This window comes from Bradyrhizobium sp. CB82 (genome assembly GCF_029714405.1).
Lineage (GTDB): Bacteria > Pseudomonadota > Alphaproteobacteria > Rhizobiales > Xanthobacteraceae > Bradyrhizobium.
In genome coordinates this window covers 7,503,645-7,524,495 of record NZ_CP121650.1, presented here as the reverse complement: position 1 = coordinate 7,524,495, position 20,851 = coordinate 7,503,645, and the positions used below count along the sequence as shown (strand labels likewise).

Sequence of the window (20,851 nt, the reverse complement as noted above, 5' to 3'; positions counted from 1 at the left end):
TATGATCTGGCTTTCGGGTGAACAGCAGACCCTCTGCACACGATCAGAGCAGATCTAACTAACTTCGCAGAGAATTGTGATGAGGACAGAACATCTCCCCTCCTGCGTTCTAAAGGGCGGGGAGGAGGGGCGGGCACGTCTGGCAGTGGTCGCCCGGGTGCTGGCGGAGCCGACACGCTTGCTGCTCGATCGATCCGAACCGCTCGACGGGTGCACCGCCATCGATGCAGGCTGCGGCGGTGGCGATATCACGTTCGAATTGGCAAAGCGGGTTGGCAGAGCTGGCCAAGTTTTCGGTCTGGATCTCGATGAAGACAAAATCGTTCTGGCACGAGCCGAGGCTAAGCGGCGTGGCATCCCAAATGTGGAATTCTGCCGTGCAGATGTTACACATCATTGGCCGGTGCGGGGGGTATCAGTGGTGAGTGTTCGGTTCGTCCTTACCCATCTCGTCGATCCTGGTAAGGCGCTCAAACAAGCCTACGAGGCGCTCCGACCTGGGGGTATGATCGTTGTCCAGGATATCGATTGTGACGGCGAGTTCTGCGATCCGCCGTCGGCTGCATTTCTTCGCAAAGGCGAACTCTTCATTGAAGCCGTGCGCAAGCGCGGCGGAGATCCCTTGATTGGCCGTAGGCTCGTCGCTCTCCTCGAAGCCGCAGGCTTCTCTGACGTTCACTCCTCAATGGTCCAGCCTTACGGGCGCGAGGGTGACGTCAAGCGGATTCCATTGCTGACTTTCGCCGCAATTCGCGACGCGCTGATTCAGCTAGGGCTCACCAGCATCCAGGAGATCGGCGGCATTACCGCCGAGCTCGAAGCGTTCCTTGATCGGCCTAATACGACTGTCGGCCTACCGCGCATCTTCCACGCCTGGGGACGAAAGCAGTGAAGCTTGTGGCTGCCGTTCGCGATAACCTCGGGAGCTTCACGATGGTTTGAGAGCGCGTGACGCTGGTTCGACAGTGCGTGACGTCAGGTCCGCTGCCGGGCCATTTTTCGCCGCACGCACGGTAGTCATCAGCGGCGAAAGCAGGCAAGACGAGCTTCGGCTGGGTTTTCTCATTAGCGTATTTGCACACAATCAAGCACGCGAGGATACGGGCGTGAAGTCGGTGATCGACGAGCAGTTTGCTGCCTTGCGCAGTCATCGGGACCTCATTCATCGTTATCGCCGTTTGCTTACGACGCAGCCAACAGGACTCATGCGCCAGGATATCGAGCGACGTCTGTACGAAGAGCGTTGTGCTTTCGATGCCTTAATAGCCAAAAGGTTTCCGCTCGTTTTCAAAAGTCCCCTTGTGGCTGATCGGGAGAAGTCCGTTTCAGTCACGACGGAGGACCGTGACTAAAGCCGCCCGGCCCCTCTGCGCCGTTGTCTTCGCTGCCCCGATGATGCATATATCGCAAGCCAAGCGTTGTGGTGTTCGCAGGATTGTTCGCCTTGCCGAGCCGACGCCGCCAGTTATCCTTCGACCTGATAGAATGCTGAGGCGTACCATCGTGCGTCTCGTGGCCCGCGTCCGCGTTTGACATCAGGTCAAACGCTGTAAGCAAAGTACGAGTCTTCGTTGTCAAACATCTGGGCTTCACGACGTTCGACTTTCACTGAGAAGTAGGAAGACGTGTCGTGATCAAAACCGTTGTACGCCGTTCGGCACGAGGGTGAAATGCGAATCCTCTCCGTGGTGGTAGACGTTCGCTAACTCGCCATCAACGTAGCAATGGCTGATGTAGTCATATCCACTAACTCTGCCGTTCCGAACGCAGACGCTGATCCTATTGTATGCGCTGGTCTCGTCTTCGTACACCCTGGTGACAAGACGCCCGCGATGTGAGCCAAAGCGACCGCAGCTGCGGCCGCCAGAATACAGGGTTTCACGTTGCCTCCTTACTGATTGACCGGAGAAATTTGAGGCGAGGAGTGGCTTGATGCTCGCCCGAAGACGCCCGATGCTCACCTCTACGTGGCGCTGTGATCTTATGCCATGAGAAGCAAGCAGTATGCCGAACCGCAGCTGAAGCGGCTGCAAGCATTCCGAAGGAGCGCTCTCGAAGATTCTGGCGTCCGAGCCATTGTGCGCCGAATTGTCGACGTGGCAGTGATAAGCGCCTGACGTGGCCGGCGGTCGTCACCCGGGAATGTGAGGAGGACAATCCCTTCCGAAGAGGGCTTGAATCGGACGTTGCGTCAGGTTGTACCTGGGCGCGAAAGCCCTTTCCAGAAGACCGAAACTAAGATGACGCAATTCTTCCTTGCTACGATACTATGTTCCGTATTCGGTTTGATTGGGATGGCCGGAGTTTCGCTCGCTGGTCCAATCGGAGGCTACGACTGCGCCATAGTCGCCACAGCTCGATACGCCGTGGGTGATCGCAATGAACATGACGTCGTTAGCTTCCAATATACGTGCAACGGCGTCGATGGGTTATTCAAAAACGCCGTGGTTACAGCAATATCTGTCGTGGAGCTCGATAACGAGGAGGGAACCTTTCTGGCTTCCTTTAGTCTTCACCGCTCGCCTGATGGTTTTGCAGCCGAGCAGCTTCTGGAAGGCATCGGCGACATCGTCGTAGAGGGCGACAACGCCGTTGGAATTGAAGCGTACGGTAAGACGTCGTTTAAATTCGCATCCGGTACCTTGGAGTGTCTCACGGACAAGACCGTCAAGTTCACGGCCAAGCCCACCGGTTTTGGGAAATTCAAGCTGGAGTTTACGGACTGATGGTTCATCAACGAAAGCTGGCGGCGTTTTTGTACAAACGGCGCGTTATGTAGCAAAACCTCCCTGACCGTGTCCTTCTTGATTAGCTTGATCTGTCGGCCGCACGACTCGAGCGGTCCACAGCCCGCGGGACGCTGGACCGCCGTACGACAGATGCGCCTACACATAGAGCGTGAGCCTTAGAGGTTCAGCGGTGTGTGCGACATCCACTGCTTCTCGCATTGAGCTGCTGGCACGCCACAGGAGTTTTCTATATCCGCACGTGAGCTGCGCTTGTCCACGCCGTTCCGTGGAGTCGCAAATTTGCCGCGGTTCAGAGCAAGCTTTCGAGGACAGGTCATGTTAAGGCCGGCTCAGGTGCAAGGCGCTCATATTGCCTGCCTTGGCCATCAAAGTGGCCAGAGCCGCGTTAAGATCTTTGGTCGATCGCTTCGATACGACAACTCCAAAGCCTTCCAGCACGTCGATTGCAGGTAGAAACGCCCGCGCCTTACCCTGGAACGGGACGCCTTTGCGACCAAGTCTAATTCGCTCAAAGGGAACGAATGTCGCGGCCCGAGGCGCCTATTAGATGCCGTGAAGCGTTACGCGCTCCTGCGCATCCAACAAGCGGAGATCCAAGCAGAAGAATGCAGGTCTGAACCTCGGACAATTCGCTGCCCTACCCCGCTGAATCGCATTAAAAGTCAGCAATGCGCTATTACTTATCCGGCGAGACATAGCCACTACCGCCGCCTGAACCAATGATCCGGTGCGAGCGCACCTGGCTTGCGAGAACCGCGCGGATCCTTTTGTTCGATGTTGTACATCTGGCTGCCCGACCGCGAACGTGCCGATGTCAACAAGTCACCAATCCGTCGGAAGACGCGACATTGTGCCGGAAAGGCAACACGCGTGTTCGTGTATCGCATTGGCCCAAATCCTGCACCGCACAAAAAGCGGGACGCCGAGGCTTACGAAGCGGAGGCCTATTTGAAACTCTATGTATCAAAGCGACGATACCGACGCGGCTCCACTGCTGGTGAACAATGGCGGCAGTTCGCCGAAGAGGCTGGACGGCGCAAAGCTGATGGCCCCCATGACTTCAGCAGAAGCCTCGATGACCTCGTTCTAGATCAATTGGCTGGCGCCGAACTGGGGCGCGCAAGTACTCCTTCGCGAGCTGAGGAGCGTCAATCTCCCCTTGATCGTTTGCTAGCGGGTCTACCGATTTGGCGTCGCCGACGATGCGGCTCGCGGTGATACTGGACGGTGCGCGCTCGGGAGATATCGATGGTCGACCAATTGGATTTGGCATCATTCAAGCTGCATCCCGAGCGGGAGGCCGTACTCGGCGAAGTGCATGCACGCCCATTTACCGGTCTAGTTTCTTCGCTTGGGATGGTGCGTTTCGTGTTTCTCGCGAAGGGCGATGATGCCGCAAGCGATCGCCGCCGATTTATCGATTTCTGTCGGGAGCACAATGTAACCCCGCCAGAGCCGTCGGCAAAACATCATCAGATCGGGTTCGGGCCGGTGGTGCTACGTTGGGAGCAACATTCGGAATTTGCAACGTTCACTTGGATCTGGAGTACCGCGAACGGTCCAGCCGCCCGTCAATTCGGCGACGTTTGTGACACCGCTCAATCATTAATCCGTGCACTATCGCAAGCTGGAGAACTACTCGCCGCGATCAAGTTAGAGGCAGAGCGCGGCGATTGTCCGATTCTGCGCGCCGAACAGATTTTTGACAAAAATAGCCTCGCGATGGTCAACGTCAAGGACGGGGCAGGCTTTGTAGCCTCCGACTTTCGCGCTGACGACAAAGGTTTCACGAGAATTCTGGTCTGCGATCGCGGACTGACGCCGCCCGATCTCGGCGCGCTGGTGCAACGCCTGTTGGAAATCGAAACCTACCGCTCCCTAGCGCTGCTGGGTCTATCGACTGCGCTCGAGCTTGCGCCATCCGTCGATCGAATCGATCGCCGCCTCGTCGAGGTCCTCGAAAAGATGCAGGGCGCGGAAGGGCTAAAAGTCAACAACCATCTCCTTGAGGAACTAACAGCACTGGCAGTCTCGTTCGAAAGAGACGTGGCCGGCAGTTTGTTCCGTTTTGGTGCAAGCCGAGCATACAACGAGCTCGTGCAATCGCGATTGTCGATCGTTGAAGGCGAGGGCGTCGCGGATTATCCGACTTGGTCGTCCTTCCTGGCGCGCCGTATGGCGCCTGCGATACGAACCTGTGCGACGATGGAGGAGCGTCAGGCAAACTTATCGGATAAGCTGGCACGCGCCGCGGATCTGCTACGAACACGCGTGGATGTCGAAATCGAGCAACAGAATCGCGACCTTCTGAGATCGATCAACGAACGGTCGAGGCAGCAGCTTCGCCTGCAGTCCACGGTCGAGGGATTGTCAGTCGGGGCCATTGGATACTATGTGGTCAGCCTGTTCGCCTATCTCGCCAAAGGCGCCCACGATGTTGGAATGCACGTAGAGCCCGCATCCGTAACCGCGGCTTTCGTGCCGATCGCCGTCGGCGTGATCTGGCTGGTTAGTTACAATATTCGGAAACGACACCTTAAGCCAGAGGACGCATCCAGGGCTCCCGAGTAGAGTTTCCTGAGACAATATCGATCGCGCGGTCCTGCAGCTTGGGCGAGGTCGGCGAGAGGATATTGGACACTGGGGCCAAGCCTATGCAGGCTGTAGCGATGTGCAATGTGGACTTTTTCGAGCGTGATCCCGATAAGCGTTGCTTGCCTAAATGCGGCTTCCGTCTGGCACGCTGCTTGCTCTGCCAAACTCAACATCACCAGGCCCCCCATGGTGGTGTTGGGGCGGACTCGGCGCATCCCAGGTCCAGGCGTCGGGGCCGCCCCGCTGCGCATGTTCGGGTACAGGCGGAGACACACCTCTGTACAGCGCTAATGTCGATTACGCTACATCTCAGACAACATTGATAGAGATTCGACCCACACAAAGCCGATACCGTTCACATCGGCAAGCCAGAGTGTCGTTTAAAACGTCACTGCCTTCTGTAAAAGGCGCCTGAAGTCCCGTTCCATGGCGCATGCCAAGCCGCCGATTTGGAGCAGACCAAGCAAGGGACGTGAAGTAAAGTCGCCATTCATATGGCTGATCGCGTAGTTTCCCCGCGAGCCAAGTCATCCTTGCATCGTTTGAATGACCAATGCTGGGATCGGCCGATTGCCATTCGCTATGCTCGTTTGTCGCGCTTCCGACGTCGTCGTGCGCCTGTGTGGTCGACCAAATTCCTAACGAACGGGAACGTCTTCAGTTCGCGCACAGACCGAGCCATTGGCCTGCTTCTTGCTGTTCGCGTGATCGATAACTCATCGATCGGCACAATCGTTGGGGAGGCTCATGGGAGCAGCGACGGAAACGTTCTATGGCGTGATCAGACGGCAGGGTATCACCCGTCGAAACTTTCTTAAATTCTGTAGCCTGACCGCGGCAAGCCTCGGGCTTGGGCCGCTGGCCGCCAGTCGCATCGCGAATGCGCTTGAAACAAAGCCACGCATACCTGTGATCTGGATGCATGGGCTCGAATGCACCTGCTGCTCCGAGAGCTTTATCCGCTCCGCCCATCCCTTAATGAAGGATACAATGCTGTCGATGATCTCGCTTGACTATGACGACACCATCATGGCCGCTGCTGGCCATCAAGCGGAAGCGATCCTCGAAGAGACCCGTGCCAAACATAAGGGGCAGTATGTGCTCGCGGTCGAGGGCAATCCACCGCTGAACGAGGGCGGCATGTTTTGCATTCACGCCGGCAAGCCATTCGTCGAGAAGTTGAAGACGATGGCCGAGGACGCGATGGCCGTCATCGCCTGGGGCTCATGCGCTGCATGGGGCTGCGTTCAGGCGGCAAGGCCCAATCCGACGCAGGCAACGCCCATCGACAAGGTCATCACCAATAAACCTATCATTAAGGTGCCGGGTTGCCCGCCGATCGCGGAAGTGATGACAGGCGTAGTGACCTTCATGATCACCTTTGGCAAGCCCCCCGAACTCGACCGGCAGGGCCGGCCGAAGATGTTCTACTCGCAGCGCATCCACGACAAATGCTACCGACGCGCGCATTTCGACGCAGGCCAATTCGTCGAGGAATGGGACGATGAGGCGGCGCGCAAAGGATATTGCCTCTACAAGATGGGCTGTAAGGGGCCGACCACGTACAACGCCTGTTCGTCGGTGCGCTGGAACGGCGGCGTCTCCTTTCCGATCCAGTCGGGCCACGGCTGCATCGGCTGCTCAGAAGATGACTTCTGGGACAAGGGCTCGTTCTACGACCGGCTGACCAAGATCAAGCAATTCGGCATCGAGAAAAATGCCGACCAAATCGGTATGGCGGCGGCCGGCGCCGTCGGCGCAGGGGTCGCCGCACATGCGGCGGTGACGGCCTTGAAGCGCTATGCCGGCAGACGCGAAGATACCAACCGGCGTCACTGAGTGTTTTGAGGTAAGGCAAGAGTGGACCTCCACACCCCAGACGGGTTCAAGCCCGGCAAGCGCATCGTGGTCGACCCCGTGACCCGGATCGAAGGTCACATGCGGATCGAGGCCAATGTCGACTCCGACAACGTGATCCGCAACGCGGTCTCCTCGGGCACAATGTGGCGGGGCATCGAAATCATCCTGAACGGCCGCGATCCGCGCGACGCCTGGGCCTTCACCGAGCGGATCTGCGGCGTCTGCACCGGAACGCATGCGCTCACCTCTGTCCGTGCGGTTGAGAACGCGCTGGGCATCACCATTCCGGAGAATGCCAACTCGATCCGAAACATCATGCAGCTCTGCCTCCAGGTGCATGATCATCTCGTCCATTTCTATCACCTGCACGCGCTCGACTGGGTCGATGTGATGTCGGCATTGCAGGCCGATCCAAAGGCGACCTCGGCGCTGGCGCAATCGATCTCGTCCTGGCCCTTGTCCTCTCCCGGCTATTTCAAAGACCTCCAGATCCGGCTGACAAGGTTCGTCGAGTCCGGTCAGCTCGGTCCGTTCAAGTACGGCTATTGGGGGCATGCCGCCTACAAGCTGCCGCCGGAAGCGAACCTGATAGCGGTCGCGCATTATCTGGAAGCGCTCGATTTCCAAAAGGACGTCGTCAAGATCCACGCCATATATGGCGGCAAGAATCCGCATCCCAACTGGCTGGTCGGCGGGGTGGCCTGCGCGATCAATGTTGATGGCACCGGCGCGGTCGGCGCCATCAACATGGAGCGATTGAACCTCGTCTCGTCCGTTATCGATCGCTGCATCGAGTTCACCGAAAAGGTCTACCTGCCCGACATCGTCACGATTGGCTCCTTCTACAAGGACTGGCTCTATGGCGGCGGGCTCTCTGGCAAAAGCGTGATGGCTTATGGCGACATTCCGGAGAACGCCAACGACTATTCTGCGAACAACCTGAAACTGCCGCGCGGTGTGATCATCAACGGCAATCTCAACGAGGTGCTGCCGCTCGACCATGCCGATCGCGAGCAGATACAGGAGTTTGTCAGTCACTCCTGGTACAAATATGACGATGACTCCAAGGGCCGGCATCCCTGGGACGGCATCACCGAACCGAACTACGTGCTCGGTCCCAATGCGAAGGGCACCAAGACCGACATCAAGGAACTCGATGAAGGCGGCAAGTATTCCTGGATCAAGGCTCCGCGGTGGCGCGGAAATGCCGTCGAGGTCGGGCCGCTCGCCCGCTTCATCGTGGGCTGCGCGCAGAACAAGCCGGAATTTAGGGAGCCGACCGAAAAGCTGCTTAAGACGCTCGACTTGCCGGCCAAAGCCTTATTTTCTACTCTCGGCCGCACCGCAGCACGCGCACTGGAATGCCAATGGGCGGCCAACCAAATGCGGTATTTCCAGGACAAGCTGGTGGGACGCATCAAGGCGGGCGACTCTTCAACCGCCAATATCGACAAATGGGAGCCGGAGAGCTGGCCGAAGGAAGCAAGGGGTTATGGCTTCACCGAGGCGCCGCGTGGCGCGCTCGCGCACTGGATCAAGATCAAGGAGACTAAGATCGACAACTACCAGTGCGTGGTTCCAACCACCTGGAACGGATCGCCACGGGATCCCAAGGGCAACATCGGCGCCTTTGAAGCCGCGCTGATGGAGACGCCGATGGCGGCTCCGGAACAGCCCCTGGAGATCCTACGCACGATCCACTCCTTCGATCCCTGCCTTGCGTGCTCGACCCACGTGATGAGCCCGGACGGTCAGGAAATGGCAGCCGTCAAGGTCAGGTAAAGAGGCGGGAACGTCATGATGGATGCAGCTACACGTCCGGAAGAGACAGAGCTGGCCTCTGCGGTCGATGCCGCTGGCGAACAAGCCGCCGCTCGGTCCCCCATCTGTGTCTACGAAGTGCCAGTGCGGATCTGCCACTGGGTGAATGCGCTGTCGATCGTGTTTCTTATGGTGAGCGGCTATCTGATCGGCACGCCGCCGTCGATGGTCGCTCCGTCCGGCAAATTTGTGATGGGCTACATTCGGCTTGCTCATTTCGCGGCGGCGCAGGTGCTCGCGATATTCTTTCTCGCCCGTATCCTATGGGCCACCTTCGGGAACCATCACTCACGGCAGATTTTCTACATTCCGGTGCATCGCAAGCAGTTCTGGAAGGACATATTGCACGAGATTCGTTGGTACGCCTTCCTGGAACGCAAACCGAAGGTGTATGTCGGCCACAATCCCCTGGCGCAGACCGCGATGTTCACGGGCTTCACTCTGTTGGTCCCCTTCATGATCGTCACAGGTTTTGCGCTCTTTTCAGAAGGCGCGGGGATCGACAGCTGGCAGCACGCGATGTTTGGCTGGGTGTTCGCCCTTTGGCCGAACAGCCAGGACGTTCACACTTGGCATCGTCTCGGCATGTGGGCAATCACCATATTCGTGATGGTCCATATCTATGCCGCCGTCCGCGAAGACATCATGTCGCACCGGAGTATCATCTTCTCGATGATCTCGGGTGTACGTCAGCGCCGTTCCAACTCGGGAAGCGGAGTGGTGCCGACATGTTCAAAGCCAAGGCGCGTCCTCTTGCTCGGAATCGGCAACATTCTTTGGGCAGATGAAGGGTTTGGGGTGCGTGCCGTGGAAGAATTTCATCACCGCTACGTCGTACCCGATGAGGTCACAATCCTGGACGGTGGTACGCAGGGGCTCCACCTCGTGAACTATCTTCAGGAATCCGACCGCCTGATCGTATTCGACGCGATCGATTATGGCCTGGAGCCTGGACAGTTGAAGCTTGTGCGCGACGAGGAGGTGCCGCGTTTCACCGGCGTTAGGAAGATGAGCCTGCATCATACCGGATTTCAGGAAGTTATCAGTGCATGTGACCTGCTCGGGCATTGCCCGAAAGATCTCGTGTTGATCGGCTGCCAGCCGCTTGATCTCGATGACTGGGGTGGACCCCTGACGCCGGCAGTGCGTAATCAGATCGGCCCTGCGGTCGAGCTTGCCAGACTTATTCTCGTGGAGTGGGGCGTGCAGGTGACGCCGCGCATCACACCGTTACGGGAATCTGAATGGTTGCTCGCCAATGGTATCGATCACCAGCGTTACGAAATGAGAGCGCGGACATGAACGGATCGCGAGTTGTCGGAGACATCGCAGATGTGTCTTGGCTTACCAATGACGATTATCGAAACCGACGGTATCTCTGCGCTTTGCGAGTTTCGCGGAAAGCGGCGTCGTGTCTGGGTATTCTTGCTCTCCGGTCCGATTGCCTGCGCGAAGGTGCTTGTTCATGTCGACACTGCGATCCGGCTCTTGGATGATGAAGAGGCGCAGCTAATTGGCGATGCTATTGATGGCGTCGGCGCAGCGCTCAACGGCGAGGATTGCGACCGCTTCTTCGCCGACCTGATTGACCGCGATCCGACATTGCCCGTGCATCTACAGCGCGATCAGGCCTCTGGCCACCTTCGACATCCTAACACGAGCCACGAAGCAAGCACCGACCGTAAGACAACGACTGCGAGGTTGGAAGACAAGCTTGTGATCTAAAAAGATGACTGTCAGTCGTTCATGACAGCGATCGTTTCCAACTAAAACTCGGCTTTGTCGGACAATTGATCTGGCTCAGATCTGGAGGATTGATGGATTTCCGCCTCGCGCGGCGCGGCCGACCTGCGCTCGATATCATTGCTCTTGATCGTTCTCCACTCTTGTCCGGTGAGGCAGATGCTGGTTTCTGCACAGCGGCTGACGACAAGGAGCAGGCGATGTGCGCCGGGAAGAGTCCGAACGCGGCGGGGCGCAGCCAGAGCGCCGCGGGCGCATTGCTAGAGCTTGCCAAGCTCGATGTTGCCGAGCTAGCGAAGAGCTGCCCGAATGCTATTGAGCTCCTGTCGAATATAGCTGAAGCTATCGCGAGCCAGAAGGCAGATGCGCATACGCGGCTGTTCCGGCTTGGCGATCTCAATCATCTCGAACGCGAGCTCATTGCTGGCGTCATCGGTGAAGGCGAGGTGGCCGGCGTCGTCGCGCTACCTAGCGGATCGCTGGTGCAGATCCGGGAGGCGGTGCTTGCAGGCCTATGGCACGTGCGGATCCAGGCCGATTCTCTCCATGAGTATCTTGAGATCGGAGCGATCCCAGAGATCGTGAAACGGGCGGCCGCGGATCTGACAGCCGCGGACTTCAAGATCGGCCAGCCGCCGGAAGGCGCCATGAACGTGCTGCCAGTGCTCGCCGAAATCCGCGAGCGGGCGCTTGCCTGGCGGCCTGGTATGCGCTCGGTGATCATCAACCTCACGCTGCTGCCGATGAGCCCGATCGACATGAGCTTCCTGCAGGAGACGATCAGGAACGGACCAATCCAGCTCATCTCGCGCGGTTACGGCACCTGCCGCGTGCTCGCGAGCGGAATCCGCAATGTCTGGTCGGTGCAGTTCTTCAACGCCATGGACGCCATCATCCTCGATACGCTCGAGGTCGGCGGCGTGCCGACGGTCGCGATCGCGGCTGACGAGGATTTCGAGGATTCGGCCGAGCGACTCAGGGAAACTATCGAGGCCTATTTCAAATGAGGGAGGTTGATAATTTCGGCGTGCGGCAGGATGTCACTGAGCTTACGCGGCTCGAATGCAGCATCCGCTGGACCGGCTATGACCCCGTCGGAGCGTTCGCGACAAGCGCGTTCGACGGCCGTAACGTCGTGTGCGGTGTCCTGACGGAGCAGCGCGCATGAGCCTCGCCTTCCGGAGCAAGATCGAGATCACGGTGTGGCTCGCCGGGCGCTCGATTGTCGACGTTGCGATCCTACCGCGCAGCCGGCCGCCCGTCATGCGCCTGTTTGCGCGCAAGCCGGCATTTTCAGTGCTCTCAGTGCTACCTCGGCTGTTCTCGCTTTGCGCGGTCGCGCAGCAGGTGGCGTATCTGTCGGCGGTCGAAGCTGCGCGGGGTGAAGACGCCGCCGCGGAGACGGTGCAGCGCCGCCTCACCGGCGTCGTTGCAGAACGATTGACGGAATTGGTGCGGGGCCTGTTCGTCGGGCAGCTCGCATTTGACGGCTCCGGCGCTGCGGCCGTGCGCGCGCTGATGCATGCGGCCGCGGTTCTTGGCGGCGGCGCCAGCGAAGGTGCAAGAGAGGGAGCGATGCGCGAGGCGGTGTCGCAGATCAAGCCCGCGCTGATCGCCCTCGGGACCACACGCGAAAGTCAATGTCCGGAACCAGGCCGTGCACCGGCGGCGATGCACCTTGCAAGCCTCAATGCTGAGGCGCTGTCGCTTCCGGCCGTCGAGCAGTCATTCCTGTCGGTTGATGATGATCGCGACGTCATTGTGCGGTTGCTCACCGAGGGAGCGAGCTTTTCCGGCGCGCCCGAACTTTACGGTCGGATTCCGGAGACCGGCGTCTGGGCCCGCAGGGCCGGGCGCGAGCAGATCTTGGCGCTGGATGCTGGTCCAGCCGAGCGCCTCAAGGCGCGCCTCGCCGAAGTGGCTCGTCTCATCGCCTGGCTTGACGACGCCGAGCGGGATCTCGAAGACGGCGTTATCGCCAGCTATTCTCTCGGTAACCGCAGGGGAGCGGCCGCGGTCGAATGTGCACGTGGCCGACTCTACCATGCGATCGAGCTCGACGACGAGGACCGCATCGTGCGCTTCGAATTGGTGGCGCCGACCGAGTGGAATTTCCACGCGCGTGGGCCGCTGGTCCAGAGCCTCAAGGGCTCGCTGCTCGCCGCCGGCCCGCGTGGACAGGACGCGGTTCGTACCCTCGTCAGGTCGTTTGACCCTTGCGTTAGCTTCAGCCTCAATTTCCACGAGGCCGGCCGTGCATGAGATGGCGTTGTGCCAGGGCATCATTGGGATCGTCGAGGAAGAGGCACGAAATCGCTCGTTCTCGAAGGTGAAGGCCGTGTGCCTCGAGATCGGTGCGCTCAGCCACGTCACACCGGAGGCGATCAAATTCTGCTTCGAGGCGGTCGCTGCGCGGACCATGGCGCAGGGCGCAAGGCTCGAGATCATTGCGACGCCGGGGATCGCATGGTGCATGGCTTGCTCGACGAACGTCGAGATCAAGCAACGTTACGAGCCGTGTCCATCCTGCGGCAGCTATCAATTGCAGGTGACCGGCGGTGAGGAAATGCGCGTGAATAAATTGGAGGTCGCCTGATGTGTACGGTCTGCGGTTGCAACGACGCCAAGACGTCCATCGAGTACGTTCGTGATGCGCATCATGAGCATGACAACGATGGTCGTCATCACCATCATGCCCGGCATGATCATCCTCACGGGGGCGGATACCACGATCATGAGCACGACGACGCCGGGCTTCTCGATTGCAGCGCCAAGCCCGCGGGCCAACGGATCGCGGGCATGAGCAGCGACCGTATCATCCAAGTTGAGCGCGACATTCTTGGCAAGAACGACCGCCTCGCCGCCGAAAACCGCACTCGCTTCCGCGCCGACGACGTACTTGCTTTCAACCTTGTCTCGAGCCCCGGCGCCGGCAAGACTTCGCTGCTGGTCCGCGCCGTGTCCGACTTGAAGGACAGCTTTCTGATCGGCGTGATCGAAGGTGATCAGCAGACCTCCCACGATGCAGAGCGCATTTGCGCTACTGGCGTGCCGGCCATCCAGATCAACACCGGAAAGGGCTGTCACCTCGATGCCGCCATGGTCGGTGAGGCCTATGAGCGGCTGCGCCGGCTTAACGGCGGCATTCTCTTCATCGAGAACGTCGGCAACCTTGTTTGTCCCGCGGCGTTCGATCTCGGTGAAGCCTGCAAGATCGTGGTGCTCTCGACCACGGAGGGCGAGGACAAACCGCTGAAATACCCGGATATGTTCGCCTCCTCTTCGTTGATGCTGATCAACAAAATCGATCTCGCGCCGGTGCTTGATTTCGATCTCTCCAGGACCATCGAATATGCGCGGCGGGTCAACACGAAAATTGAGGTGCTGACCGTGTCGGCGCGCACGGGTGAAGGGCTTCCGGCGTTTTATGCCTGGATCCGCAGGCAGGCGGACACGATAGGACCGGCCGCGGCGGCAGCGGCCGAATGACGATGGTGGACGAAGCCACGGCGCGCGACGGACAACGGCTGCGTCTGCATGTGCGCGGCGCCGTGCAGGGCGTCGGCTTTCGTCCTTATGTCTATGGTCTGGCCAGGCGCTATCGCCTCACCGGCTTCGTCGCCAATGATCCGCATGGCGTCGTCATCGAGGTCGAGGGCGCGCGCACATCAGATTTCGTCACCGCGCTACCGCTCGAAAAGCCGCCGCTGGCACGGATCGACGAGATTTCGGTGCAGCCGGTCAGCGCGGCGGCGAGCGAGGAGTTCTGCATTCGCGCCAGCGAGCAGGGCAGGGTGTCGACGCGGATCGTCGCCGACGCCGCAACCTGCCCGGAGTGCCTGGGCGAGCTGTTCGATCCGGCCAGCCGGCTCCATTTCTATCCCTTCATCAGCTGCACCCATTGCGGTCCGCGCTACACCATCACCGAGCAGCTGCCATATGACCGTGCAGCGACCGCAATGAAGCGCTTTACCATGTGTGAAGCCTGTGCCGCGGATTATGCCGATCCCAACAGCCGCCGCTTCCACGCCGAGGCGATTGCCTGCCCGCAATGCGGCCCGAGGCTTAGCCACCCCGTCGCGGAGATCGCGGCCGCGATTGCAGTGGGGAAGATCGTCGCGATCAAGGGGCTCGGCGGCTATCAGCTCATCTGTGATGCGCGCGACAACGAGGCCGTAAAACGCCTTCGGAAGCGCAAGCAGCGCGATCAAAAGCCCTTCGCCATCATGGTCGGCTCAATAGACTTGGTTGCCGAGATCGCCACTGCCGATGCTGCCGAGCTGGCGTTGCTCCAGACGCTAGCGCGGCCGATCGTGCTGATGACGTCGCGTCATCGTCTCGCGCCTGCGATCGCGCCGGGGCTGTCGCAGGTCGGGGTTATGCTGCCGGTTATGCCATTGCACTATTTGATTTTTGATGCGCTGAACTCGGGCCATCCGCAGGACGGCAAAAGCTGGGCGATCGTCACAACCAGCGCCAATCTCAGCGGCGAACCGCTGCTGACCGACAACGACCAGGCGACGCGGCGCCTCGCCGGCATCGCCGATCTCATCGTCACCCATGACCGCGACATTGTCATTCGTGCGGACGATTCCGTCGTATCTGTCGTGGCGGGGCGCACCCAGTTTATCCGCCGCGCCCGCGGTTACGTTCCAGAGCCCGTGCGCCTCGTACGATCCGTTCCGTCGATCCTTGCCGTTGGCGGTAGCCTGAAATCGACCGTAACGGCTACGCGCGGCGACGAGGCCTTCGTCTCCCAACATATCGGCGATCTCGACACTGCGGAAGGGGTGCGCATCTTAGAAGAAACAGTGCATCAACTGCTTTCAACGCTCGATGTTGAGCCGATCGTCGTCGCGCATGACCTGCATCCGAATATCGCGTCGACCCGTTTTGCCGAAGCGAGCGGGAGGAGGCTGGTTGCGATTCAGCATCATCATGCCCATGCGGCGTCCGTAATGGCCGAACATCGCGTCGAACGTCCTGTATTGGCGCTGGTGCTCGACGGGTTCGGCTATGGCGGCGACGCTGGCAACTGGGGTGGTGAGCTTCTGCTGTGCGAGGGGGCTCGCTTCCGCCGGCTCGGACATCTCGCACCACTCAAGATGCCCGGCGGCGACCGCGCCGCGTGGGAGCCGTGGCGGATGGCAGCGAGCGTGCTACACGGATTGCAGCGCGGCGACGAGATTCCGGGCCGCTTTGCCGCGCAGCCGCAAGCGGCGCGCCTGTCCACCTTGCTGGATCAGCGCGACGTGCCGATGACGACGAGCGCCGGCCGGCTGTTCGACGCGGCGGCAGGACTGCTTCGGCTTTCCCTGGTGCAAAGCTACGAGGGCGAGGCCGCGATGAAGCTGGAAGCGCGTGTTCGCCAGCCCCGCGTTGCTCGGGACGGCTGGGTGATCGAGAACGGCGTGCTCTCACTGTCTCCGTTGCTCGAACGGCTCGCGAACGATGTGCTCGATCCGACCGACGGCGCCGAACTGTTCCACGGCACGTTCGCCGCCGCCTGTGTCGACTGGATCGTTCGTATCGCGCGGGAGACCGGCATCATGACCGTCGCCTTGAGCGGTGGCTGCTTTCTCAATGCGATCCTGAGCGCCGAGATCGAGCGGGGCTGCCTCGCAGCCGGTCTCACGCCGCTGCTGCCCCGCCAGGTGCCGCCCAATGATGGCGGCCTGAGCCTGGGGCAGGCCTGGATCGCCGCGCTCCAACTCATCGAACACCAAGGCCTGGAAGGAACCGCCTGATGTGTCTTGCCATACCTGCAGCAGTAACAAAAATCTTGCCTGACGAGATGGCCGTCGTCTCCATCGATGGCGTCAGCAAGGAGATTTCCGTTGCCCTGATCGAGGATCTCGCCGTCGGCGACTACGTGATCATTCACGTCGGTTATGCGCTCACCAAGATCGACGCCGAGGAAGCCAGACGCACATTGGATTTGTTGCGCGAGCTCAGCGCCGAGCGACAGGGAGCCGTGCAATGAAATATGTCGACGAGTTCCGCGACAAGGAGATCGCGCTGGGGCTAGCGAAAGCGATCGGCACCGAGGTCGATCTGGCAAGACCCTATCGCTTCATGGAATTTTGTGGCGGCCATACGCACACGATCTCGCGCTATGGCCTCGAGAACATGCTGTCGAACAACGTGCGGATGATCCACGGCCCGGGCTGCCCGGTCTGCGTGCTGCCGGCAGGGCGTATTGACATGGCGATCCATCTCGCGATGCGGCCCGAAGTCATCCTCTGCGGTTACGGCGACCTCATGCGCGTGCCGGGTTCGGAAGGCGTCTCGCTGCTCAAGGCAAAGGCCCGCGGCGCGGATGTCCGCATGGTGTATTCCACCATCGATGCGATCCGGATCGCAGAGGAGAACCCCGCGCGCCAGGTCGTGTTCTTCGCCATTGGCTTTGAGACCACCACGCCGCCGACGGCTATCATGATACGTCTGGCCGAAAAGAAGAAGCTCCCGAACTTTAGCGTGTTCTGCAACCACGTGCTGACGCCCCCAGCGATGCATAATATTCTAAAGAGCTGCGATATACGCAATATCGGCCACGTCGAGATTGACGGGTTCATCGGGCCAGCCCATGTCTCGGTCATCATTGGCACGACGCCTTACGAGTTTGTTGCGGAGGAGTTTGGCAAGCCGATCGTGATCACCGGTTTCGAGCCACTCGACATGATGCAGGCGATCCTAATGCTTGTCCGGCAAGTCAACGAGCATCGCCACGAAGTAGAGAATCAGTATCGCCGCGCGGTGATCCGCGACGGCAATCTGCGCGCTAAGGAGGAGGTCTCCAACGTTTTCGAGCTGCGAGACCGGTTCGAATGGCGCGGACTCGGCCCAGTGCCCTACAGCGGGCTGAGGCTGAAGCCCGCTTACACCAAATACGACGCGGAGCTGCGCTTCGACATGCGCGAGCTGTGCGTTGCCGACAATCCGGCCTGTAAATGCGCTGCCATCCTGCGCGGGATAAGGAAGCCTGTGGATTGCGAGCTGTTCGGGAAGATCTGCACGCCCGTAACGCCCATGGGATCCTGCATGGTCTCCTCGGAAGGCGCCTGCGCCGCGCATTGGATATATGGCGGTTTCCGCGATCATCAGCAGAGGCCGCCGTCATGAAAGGTCATCAGGGCAAGCTCGACATCAGCAATGGCTGCATCGACCTGTCTCACGGCTCCGGCGGCCGCGCGATGGCGCAGCTCATTTCGGGACTGTTCCACGAGGCGTTCGGCAATGAATGGCTGGCGCGTGGCAATGACCAGTCGGCCTTCGACGTCGGCGGCGGACGCATGGTGATGACGACCGATGGCTACGTCGTCTCGCCGCTGTTTTTTCCGGGCGGAAATATCGGTTCGCTGGCCGTTCACGGCACGGTCAACGACATCGCAATGGCAGGCGCACGGCCACTTTACCTGTCCGCGAGCTTCATTATCGAGGAGGGGTTTCATTTGTCTCACCTCAAAATGATCGCGGAGTCCATGGGGGCCGCGGCGCGATCGGCCGGCGTCCACATCATCACTGGCGACACCAAGGTGGTCGAGCGCGGCAAGGCCGACGGCCTGTTCATCTCGACAGCTGGCGTCGGGGTGGTGCCTGACGGGCTCGATCTTTCCGCGGAAAACGCGCGCGTCGGAGACCGTGTGCTGATCTCAGGCACGCTCGGCGATCATGGCATCGCCATCATGTCCAAGCGGCAGAACCTCGCCTTTGAAACCGACGTCATGTCGGATTCGGCGTCGCTGCACGACCTCGTCGTGAAGATGGTTGAGGCCGGAGGCCACGGCATCCGCCTAATGCGCGACCCCACGCGCGGCGGGCTTGCCGCGACCCTGAACGAGATCGCCCTGCAATCCAACCTCGGCTTTCGCTTGCAGGAAGAGGCAATTCCGGTGAAGCCGGACGTGGCGGCGGCCTGCGAGCTGTTGGGGATCGATCCGCTCCATGTCGCCAATGAGGGTAAGCTGGTTGCCATCGTGTCGCCCGAGGTCGCCAACACCGTGCTCGCCGCCATGCGGGCTCATCCGCTCGGCTGCGATGCCGCCGACATCGGCGAGGCAATCGCCGATGACCATCATTTCGTGCAAATGGCGACCAGCTTTGGCGGCGGCTACATCATCGACTGGCTGTCGGGCGAGCAACTGCCACGCATCTGCTGAGGCTATCGGAACGTCGCTGTCACACACACGATCGACTAGGGAACGTCAAATGTATTGGCACGTAAAGAACCGGTGTCTGACCAGACAGCCCCGCAAAGCTCTCTCAAACTTGATTTTTCGATATCGACGCCGCCAGACGGCAGACCGTCGGCAAATCGCGCCGGAAAACTGCGCCTCTTTCTGGGAATAGCAGGATTATTGCGACAAATTCGAATAATCATTGATGTATCAGGCGGTCGATCGGGCCAGCCAGGATAGTCGCTTTCCCTCTTGCTGTGCAATCGAGGGCTATATGATGAATAATCATGACCTTGTTTCCAGCAGCCTGCTGGCGCTAACAGCGACAGGCCTTGTGCTGCTCTGCTCGAGCTTGCTAGCCTTTGCCTTCATTTGAAATCAACGTGGCGTTCGCGCCTTGCGGCTTCACGTTTGGGCTCTCGCAAACGGTAGTAACGCGCGATTGACTAGGATCAACAGAACGCAGAATCGGATCCATTAGCTTGTAGGAAATCAAGTCAGACGAGGGTCCCATGCGCTATCCTCTCCTGTTTGCCGTTGTGCTCGCAGTCCCCACCTTGGTTTTCGCTCAGACAGGTCCGCGGGATCGTTCGGGATACATGCCCCCGGCCCAACAAGACGTTTACTGCCTGCAAGGGCGTATCTGGGGATACCCAGGTAATTGCCAGTTCTCGAGCTATAGCCAGTGCATGGCCACCGCGTCCGGCACAGACGCCTATTGCGGTATTAATCCGGTCTACGCTTTCGAGCGCCGCAGATCGCACTCACCTGATGGCTTCGCGAGGCTAAGATATTAAGGCCAATCTACGGTGAGCGTTGAATCCTTGAGATGCTGATCCAAGAGAGAGAAGAATCGACAAGTGGTCGCAGCGCTCCTCGTCGGCCTCGACGCGGCGTGCGCGAGCGGCAGCGGTTGGGACGCTGAGGTCCACCGGCACAGGTGAGCGCCTTCATGCTCAGGCACGGTCGCACCTGTTCCCGCAAGACTCCCTTGATAAGGCGGTGGTAGCCCTTTCGTGCAGTTCGACGTGAGCGAACTTGGAGGTTCGGTCGATCGCCACAAACATGTGGAGTTTACCCTGTTCTGTCCGCACCTCGGCGATACCGATGTGGAAGGAGCCGATCGGGTGGCTCTTGAACTTCTTCTTTTCCGGTCTGTCGCCTTTGACATCCGGCAGAGGCCTATACCGTGGCGCTCCAGACAGCGGTGCAGTGATGAGCGCGTCAGATCTGGGGTGGTCGGCTGCAGCGCATAGAGGCAGTCATCAAGCGGCAATAGCGTGTAGCGCCGGAAGGCAACGATGACTGCCTCCTCTTCGACTGACAGTACCATTGATCTGGCGTGCTTGGGGCCGGTCGGGAGGTCAGCGACCAGGTCCGCTTCTTTCATTTGGCGACCGTCTGATGCCGCAGCGCTTTGCCAGCGTCCTGAGGTTCGCTTGACTATGCTGTATCGCTCGACGGATCGCCTCTGTCGTCGCGGCGCTCCCTGCTTGGCCCAGCCGATGCCAGGCGGTCAAAGTCTCGGCGGCGGATGTTGCTGATCTTAAGAGTTCCGCAAGGTCGATTTATTGGGCCTGGCGCGGAATTTGTTCGCATCTCATGCTGAACCCGCAGAACGGCGGCGCCGCTCGGCCGGTCAGCGCCGGCTATCGTTATGGTTGCAGTGCTATCGTTCCGCTCTTTGTGATTGGCGGGGGACGTGATGACGTCGGCGCTGCAGGGCTTGCACGTCGTGTTGATGCTGGCGGCCGGCCTCGGCGGTCTGCTCGCGCTGGTAGTGATCATTTCCGGCGCTGTCCTGGTGATGCGGCATATTGTCAGGTGGCGCAGGCGAGGCGCTCCATGAAAGGGGCAGAACAGTGGGGAACGGTTGGCCTAGCCGCGTGTGTAACAGCGTGTGTA

19 protein-coding genes and 3 pseudogenes are annotated in these 20,851 nt (G+C 59.9%); 21 read left to right on the top strand and 1 reads right to left on the bottom strand.

Features of this window, described 5'->3' with window-relative positions; all coding sequences use genetic code 11:
- Positions 1-79 precede the first annotated feature (79 nt).
- The 20 genes and pseudogenes from QA640_RS36330 (at position 80) to QA640_RS36235 (ending at position 19,743) form a co-directional block, all read left to right on the top strand.
- Complete coding sequence (locus tag QA640_RS36330) at positions 80-892, top strand: class I SAM-dependent methyltransferase (RefSeq protein ID WP_283037579.1); 813 nt, start codon at positions 80-82, stop codon at positions 890-892.
- A gap of 214 nt (positions 893-1,106) precedes the next feature.
- Positions 1,107-1,352 carry a hypothetical protein gene (locus QA640_RS36325; protein ID WP_283037578.1) on the top strand — a complete coding sequence of 82 codons (246 nt, stop codon included), beginning with the start codon at positions 1,107-1,109 and terminating at the stop codon, positions 1,350-1,352.
- A gap of 888 nt (positions 1,353-2,240) precedes the next feature.
- Entirely contained in the window at positions 2,241-2,726 is a 486-nt protein-coding gene (locus tag QA640_RS36320; protein ID WP_283037577.1) for a hypothetical protein, read from the top strand.
- A gap of 982 nt (positions 2,727-3,708) precedes the next feature.
- Positions 3,709-3,840: a hypothetical protein gene (locus tag QA640_RS36315; protein ID WP_283037576.1), complete on the top strand. Its 132-nt coding sequence runs from the start codon at positions 3,709-3,711 to the stop codon at positions 3,838-3,840.
- 158 nt (positions 3,841-3,998) lie between these two features.
- The gene (locus QA640_RS36310; RefSeq protein WP_283037575.1) at positions 3,999-5,321 is read left to right on the top strand and encodes a DUF3422 domain-containing protein; all 1,323 of its coding nucleotides are present in this window, start codon (positions 3,999-4,001) and stop codon (positions 5,319-5,321) included.
- Between the two features lie 771 nt (positions 5,322-6,092).
- A complete protein-coding gene (locus QA640_RS36305; RefSeq protein ID WP_283037574.1) occupies positions 6,093-7,184 on the top strand; it encodes a hydrogenase small subunit in 1,092 nt (363 codons plus the stop codon).
- Between the two features lie 21 nt (positions 7,185-7,205).
- On the top strand, positions 7,206-8,987 hold the full coding sequence (locus tag QA640_RS36300; RefSeq protein WP_283037573.1) for a nickel-dependent hydrogenase large subunit: 1,782 nt from the start codon (positions 7,206-7,208) through the stop codon (positions 8,985-8,987).
- Between the two features lie 15 nt (positions 8,988-9,002).
- Positions 9,003-9,719: pseudogene (gene cybH / locus QA640_RS36295) on the top strand (Ni/Fe-hydrogenase, b-type cytochrome subunit); the annotation flags it as partial.
- Positions 9,720-9,746: 27 nt separating this feature from the next.
- Positions 9,747-10,328 carry a HyaD/HybD family hydrogenase maturation endopeptidase gene (locus QA640_RS36290; RefSeq protein WP_283042991.1) on the top strand — a complete coding sequence of 194 codons (582 nt, stop codon included), beginning with the start codon at positions 9,747-9,749 and terminating at the stop codon, positions 10,326-10,328.
- 30 nt (positions 10,329-10,358) lie between these two features.
- Positions 10,359-10,646 (top strand): annotated as a pseudogene (hypC, locus tag QA640_RS36285) (HypC/HybG/HupF family hydrogenase formation chaperone); the annotation flags it as partial.
- A 323-nt stretch (positions 10,647-10,969) separates the two neighbouring features.
- Positions 10,970-11,776 (top strand): hydrogenase expression/formation protein, encoded by an 807-nt coding sequence (locus tag QA640_RS36280; RefSeq protein ID WP_283042990.1) that lies wholly within the window; start codon positions 10,970-10,972, stop codon positions 11,774-11,776.
- On the top strand, positions 11,773-11,937 hold the full coding sequence (locus QA640_RS36275) for a hypothetical protein (RefSeq protein WP_283037572.1): 165 nt from the start codon (positions 11,773-11,775) through the stop codon (positions 11,935-11,937). Before QA640_RS36280 ends, QA640_RS36275 begins: the two co-directional genes overlap by 4 nt.
- The gene (locus QA640_RS36270; protein ID WP_283037571.1) at positions 11,934-13,031 is read left to right on the top strand and encodes a nickel-dependent hydrogenase large subunit; all 1,098 of its coding nucleotides are present in this window, start codon (positions 11,934-11,936) and stop codon (positions 13,029-13,031) included. The genes QA640_RS36275 and QA640_RS36270 overlap by 4 nt, the downstream gene beginning before the upstream one ends.
- Positions 13,024-13,365 carry a hydrogenase maturation nickel metallochaperone HypA gene (gene hypA / locus QA640_RS36265; RefSeq protein ID WP_283037570.1) on the top strand — a complete coding sequence of 114 codons (342 nt, stop codon included), beginning with the start codon at positions 13,024-13,026 and terminating at the stop codon, positions 13,363-13,365. Before QA640_RS36270 ends, hypA begins: the two co-directional genes overlap by 8 nt.
- On the top strand, positions 13,365-14,258 hold the full coding sequence (gene hypB / locus QA640_RS36260) for a hydrogenase nickel incorporation protein HypB (RefSeq protein ID WP_283037569.1): 894 nt from the start codon (positions 13,365-13,367) through the stop codon (positions 14,256-14,258). The genes hypA and hypB overlap by 1 nt, the downstream gene beginning before the upstream one ends.
- Positions 14,255-16,516, top strand: coding sequence for a carbamoyltransferase HypF (gene hypF / locus QA640_RS36255; RefSeq protein WP_283037568.1), 2,262 nt, complete (start codon positions 14,255-14,257; stop codon positions 16,514-16,516). Before hypB ends, hypF begins: the two co-directional genes overlap by 4 nt.
- Positions 16,516-16,752, top strand: coding sequence for a HypC/HybG/HupF family hydrogenase formation chaperone (locus QA640_RS36250; RefSeq protein ID WP_283037567.1), 237 nt, complete (start codon positions 16,516-16,518; stop codon positions 16,750-16,752). The genes hypF and QA640_RS36250 overlap by 1 nt, the downstream gene beginning before the upstream one ends.
- On the top strand, positions 16,749-17,891 hold the full coding sequence (gene hypD / locus QA640_RS36245) for a hydrogenase formation protein HypD (RefSeq protein WP_283037566.1): 1,143 nt from the start codon (positions 16,749-16,751) through the stop codon (positions 17,889-17,891). The genes QA640_RS36250 and hypD overlap by 4 nt, the downstream gene beginning before the upstream one ends.
- The gene (gene hypE / locus QA640_RS36240) at positions 17,888-18,928 is read left to right on the top strand and encodes a hydrogenase expression/formation protein HypE (protein WP_283037565.1); all 1,041 of its coding nucleotides are present in this window, start codon (positions 17,888-17,890) and stop codon (positions 18,926-18,928) included. The genes hypD and hypE overlap by 4 nt, the downstream gene beginning before the upstream one ends.
- A 530-nt stretch (positions 18,929-19,458) precedes the next feature.
- A complete protein-coding gene (locus tag QA640_RS36235) occupies positions 19,459-19,743 on the top strand; it encodes a DUF3551 domain-containing protein (protein ID WP_283037564.1) in 285 nt (94 codons plus the stop codon).
- Between the two features lie 210 nt (positions 19,744-19,953).
- Here the strand turns inward: QA640_RS36235 and QA640_RS36230 are convergent.
- A pseudogene (locus QA640_RS36230) lies at positions 19,954-20,448 on the bottom strand (IS481 family transposase); the annotation flags it as partial.
- A 203-nt stretch (positions 20,449-20,651) separates the two neighbouring features.
- Between QA640_RS36230 and QA640_RS36225 the strand changes: the two are divergent.
- Positions 20,652-20,795, top strand: a complete 144-nt coding sequence (locus tag QA640_RS36225) for a hypothetical protein (protein WP_283037563.1) — start codon at positions 20,652-20,654, stop codon at positions 20,793-20,795.
- Positions 20,796-20,851: the final 56 nt, after the last annotated feature.

Coding starts and splice junctions, on each gene's coding strand:
- QA640_RS36330 (WP_283037579.1), top strand. CDS start 80: ATGAGGACAGAACATCTCCCCTCCTGCGTTCTAAAGGGCGGGGAGGAG.
- QA640_RS36320 (WP_283037577.1), top strand. CDS start 2,241: ATGACGCAATTCTTCCTTGCTACGATACTATGTTCCGTATTCGGTTTG.
- QA640_RS36315 (WP_283037576.1), top strand. CDS start 3,709: ATGTATCAAAGCGACGATACCGACGCGGCTCCACTGCTGGTGAACAAT.
- QA640_RS36310 (WP_283037575.1), top strand. CDS start 3,999: ATGGTCGACCAATTGGATTTGGCATCATTCAAGCTGCATCCCGAGCGG.
- QA640_RS36305 (WP_283037574.1), top strand. CDS start 6,093: ATGGGAGCAGCGACGGAAACGTTCTATGGCGTGATCAGACGGCAGGGT.
- QA640_RS36280 (WP_283042990.1), top strand. CDS start 10,970: ATGTGCGCCGGGAAGAGTCCGAACGCGGCGGGGCGCAGCCAGAGCGCC.
- QA640_RS36275 (WP_283037572.1), top strand. CDS start 11,773: ATGAGGGAGGTTGATAATTTCGGCGTGCGGCAGGATGTCACTGAGCTT.
- QA640_RS36270 (WP_283037571.1), top strand. CDS start 11,934: ATGAGCCTCGCCTTCCGGAGCAAGATCGAGATCACGGTGTGGCTCGCC.
- hypB (WP_283037569.1), top strand. CDS start 13,365: ATGTGTACGGTCTGCGGTTGCAACGACGCCAAGACGTCCATCGAGTAC.
- hypF (WP_283037568.1), top strand. CDS start 14,255: ATGACGATGGTGGACGAAGCCACGGCGCGCGACGGACAACGGCTGCGT.
- QA640_RS36250 (WP_283037567.1), top strand. CDS start 16,516: ATGTGTCTTGCCATACCTGCAGCAGTAACAAAAATCTTGCCTGACGAG.
- hypD (WP_283037566.1), top strand. CDS start 16,749: ATGAAATATGTCGACGAGTTCCGCGACAAGGAGATCGCGCTGGGGCTA.
- hypE (WP_283037565.1), top strand. CDS start 17,888: ATGAAAGGTCATCAGGGCAAGCTCGACATCAGCAATGGCTGCATCGAC.
- QA640_RS36235 (WP_283037564.1), top strand. CDS start 19,459: ATGCGCTATCCTCTCCTGTTTGCCGTTGTGCTCGCAGTCCCCACCTTG.
- QA640_RS36225 (WP_283037563.1), top strand. CDS start 20,652: ATGACGTCGGCGCTGCAGGGCTTGCACGTCGTGTTGATGCTGGCGGCC.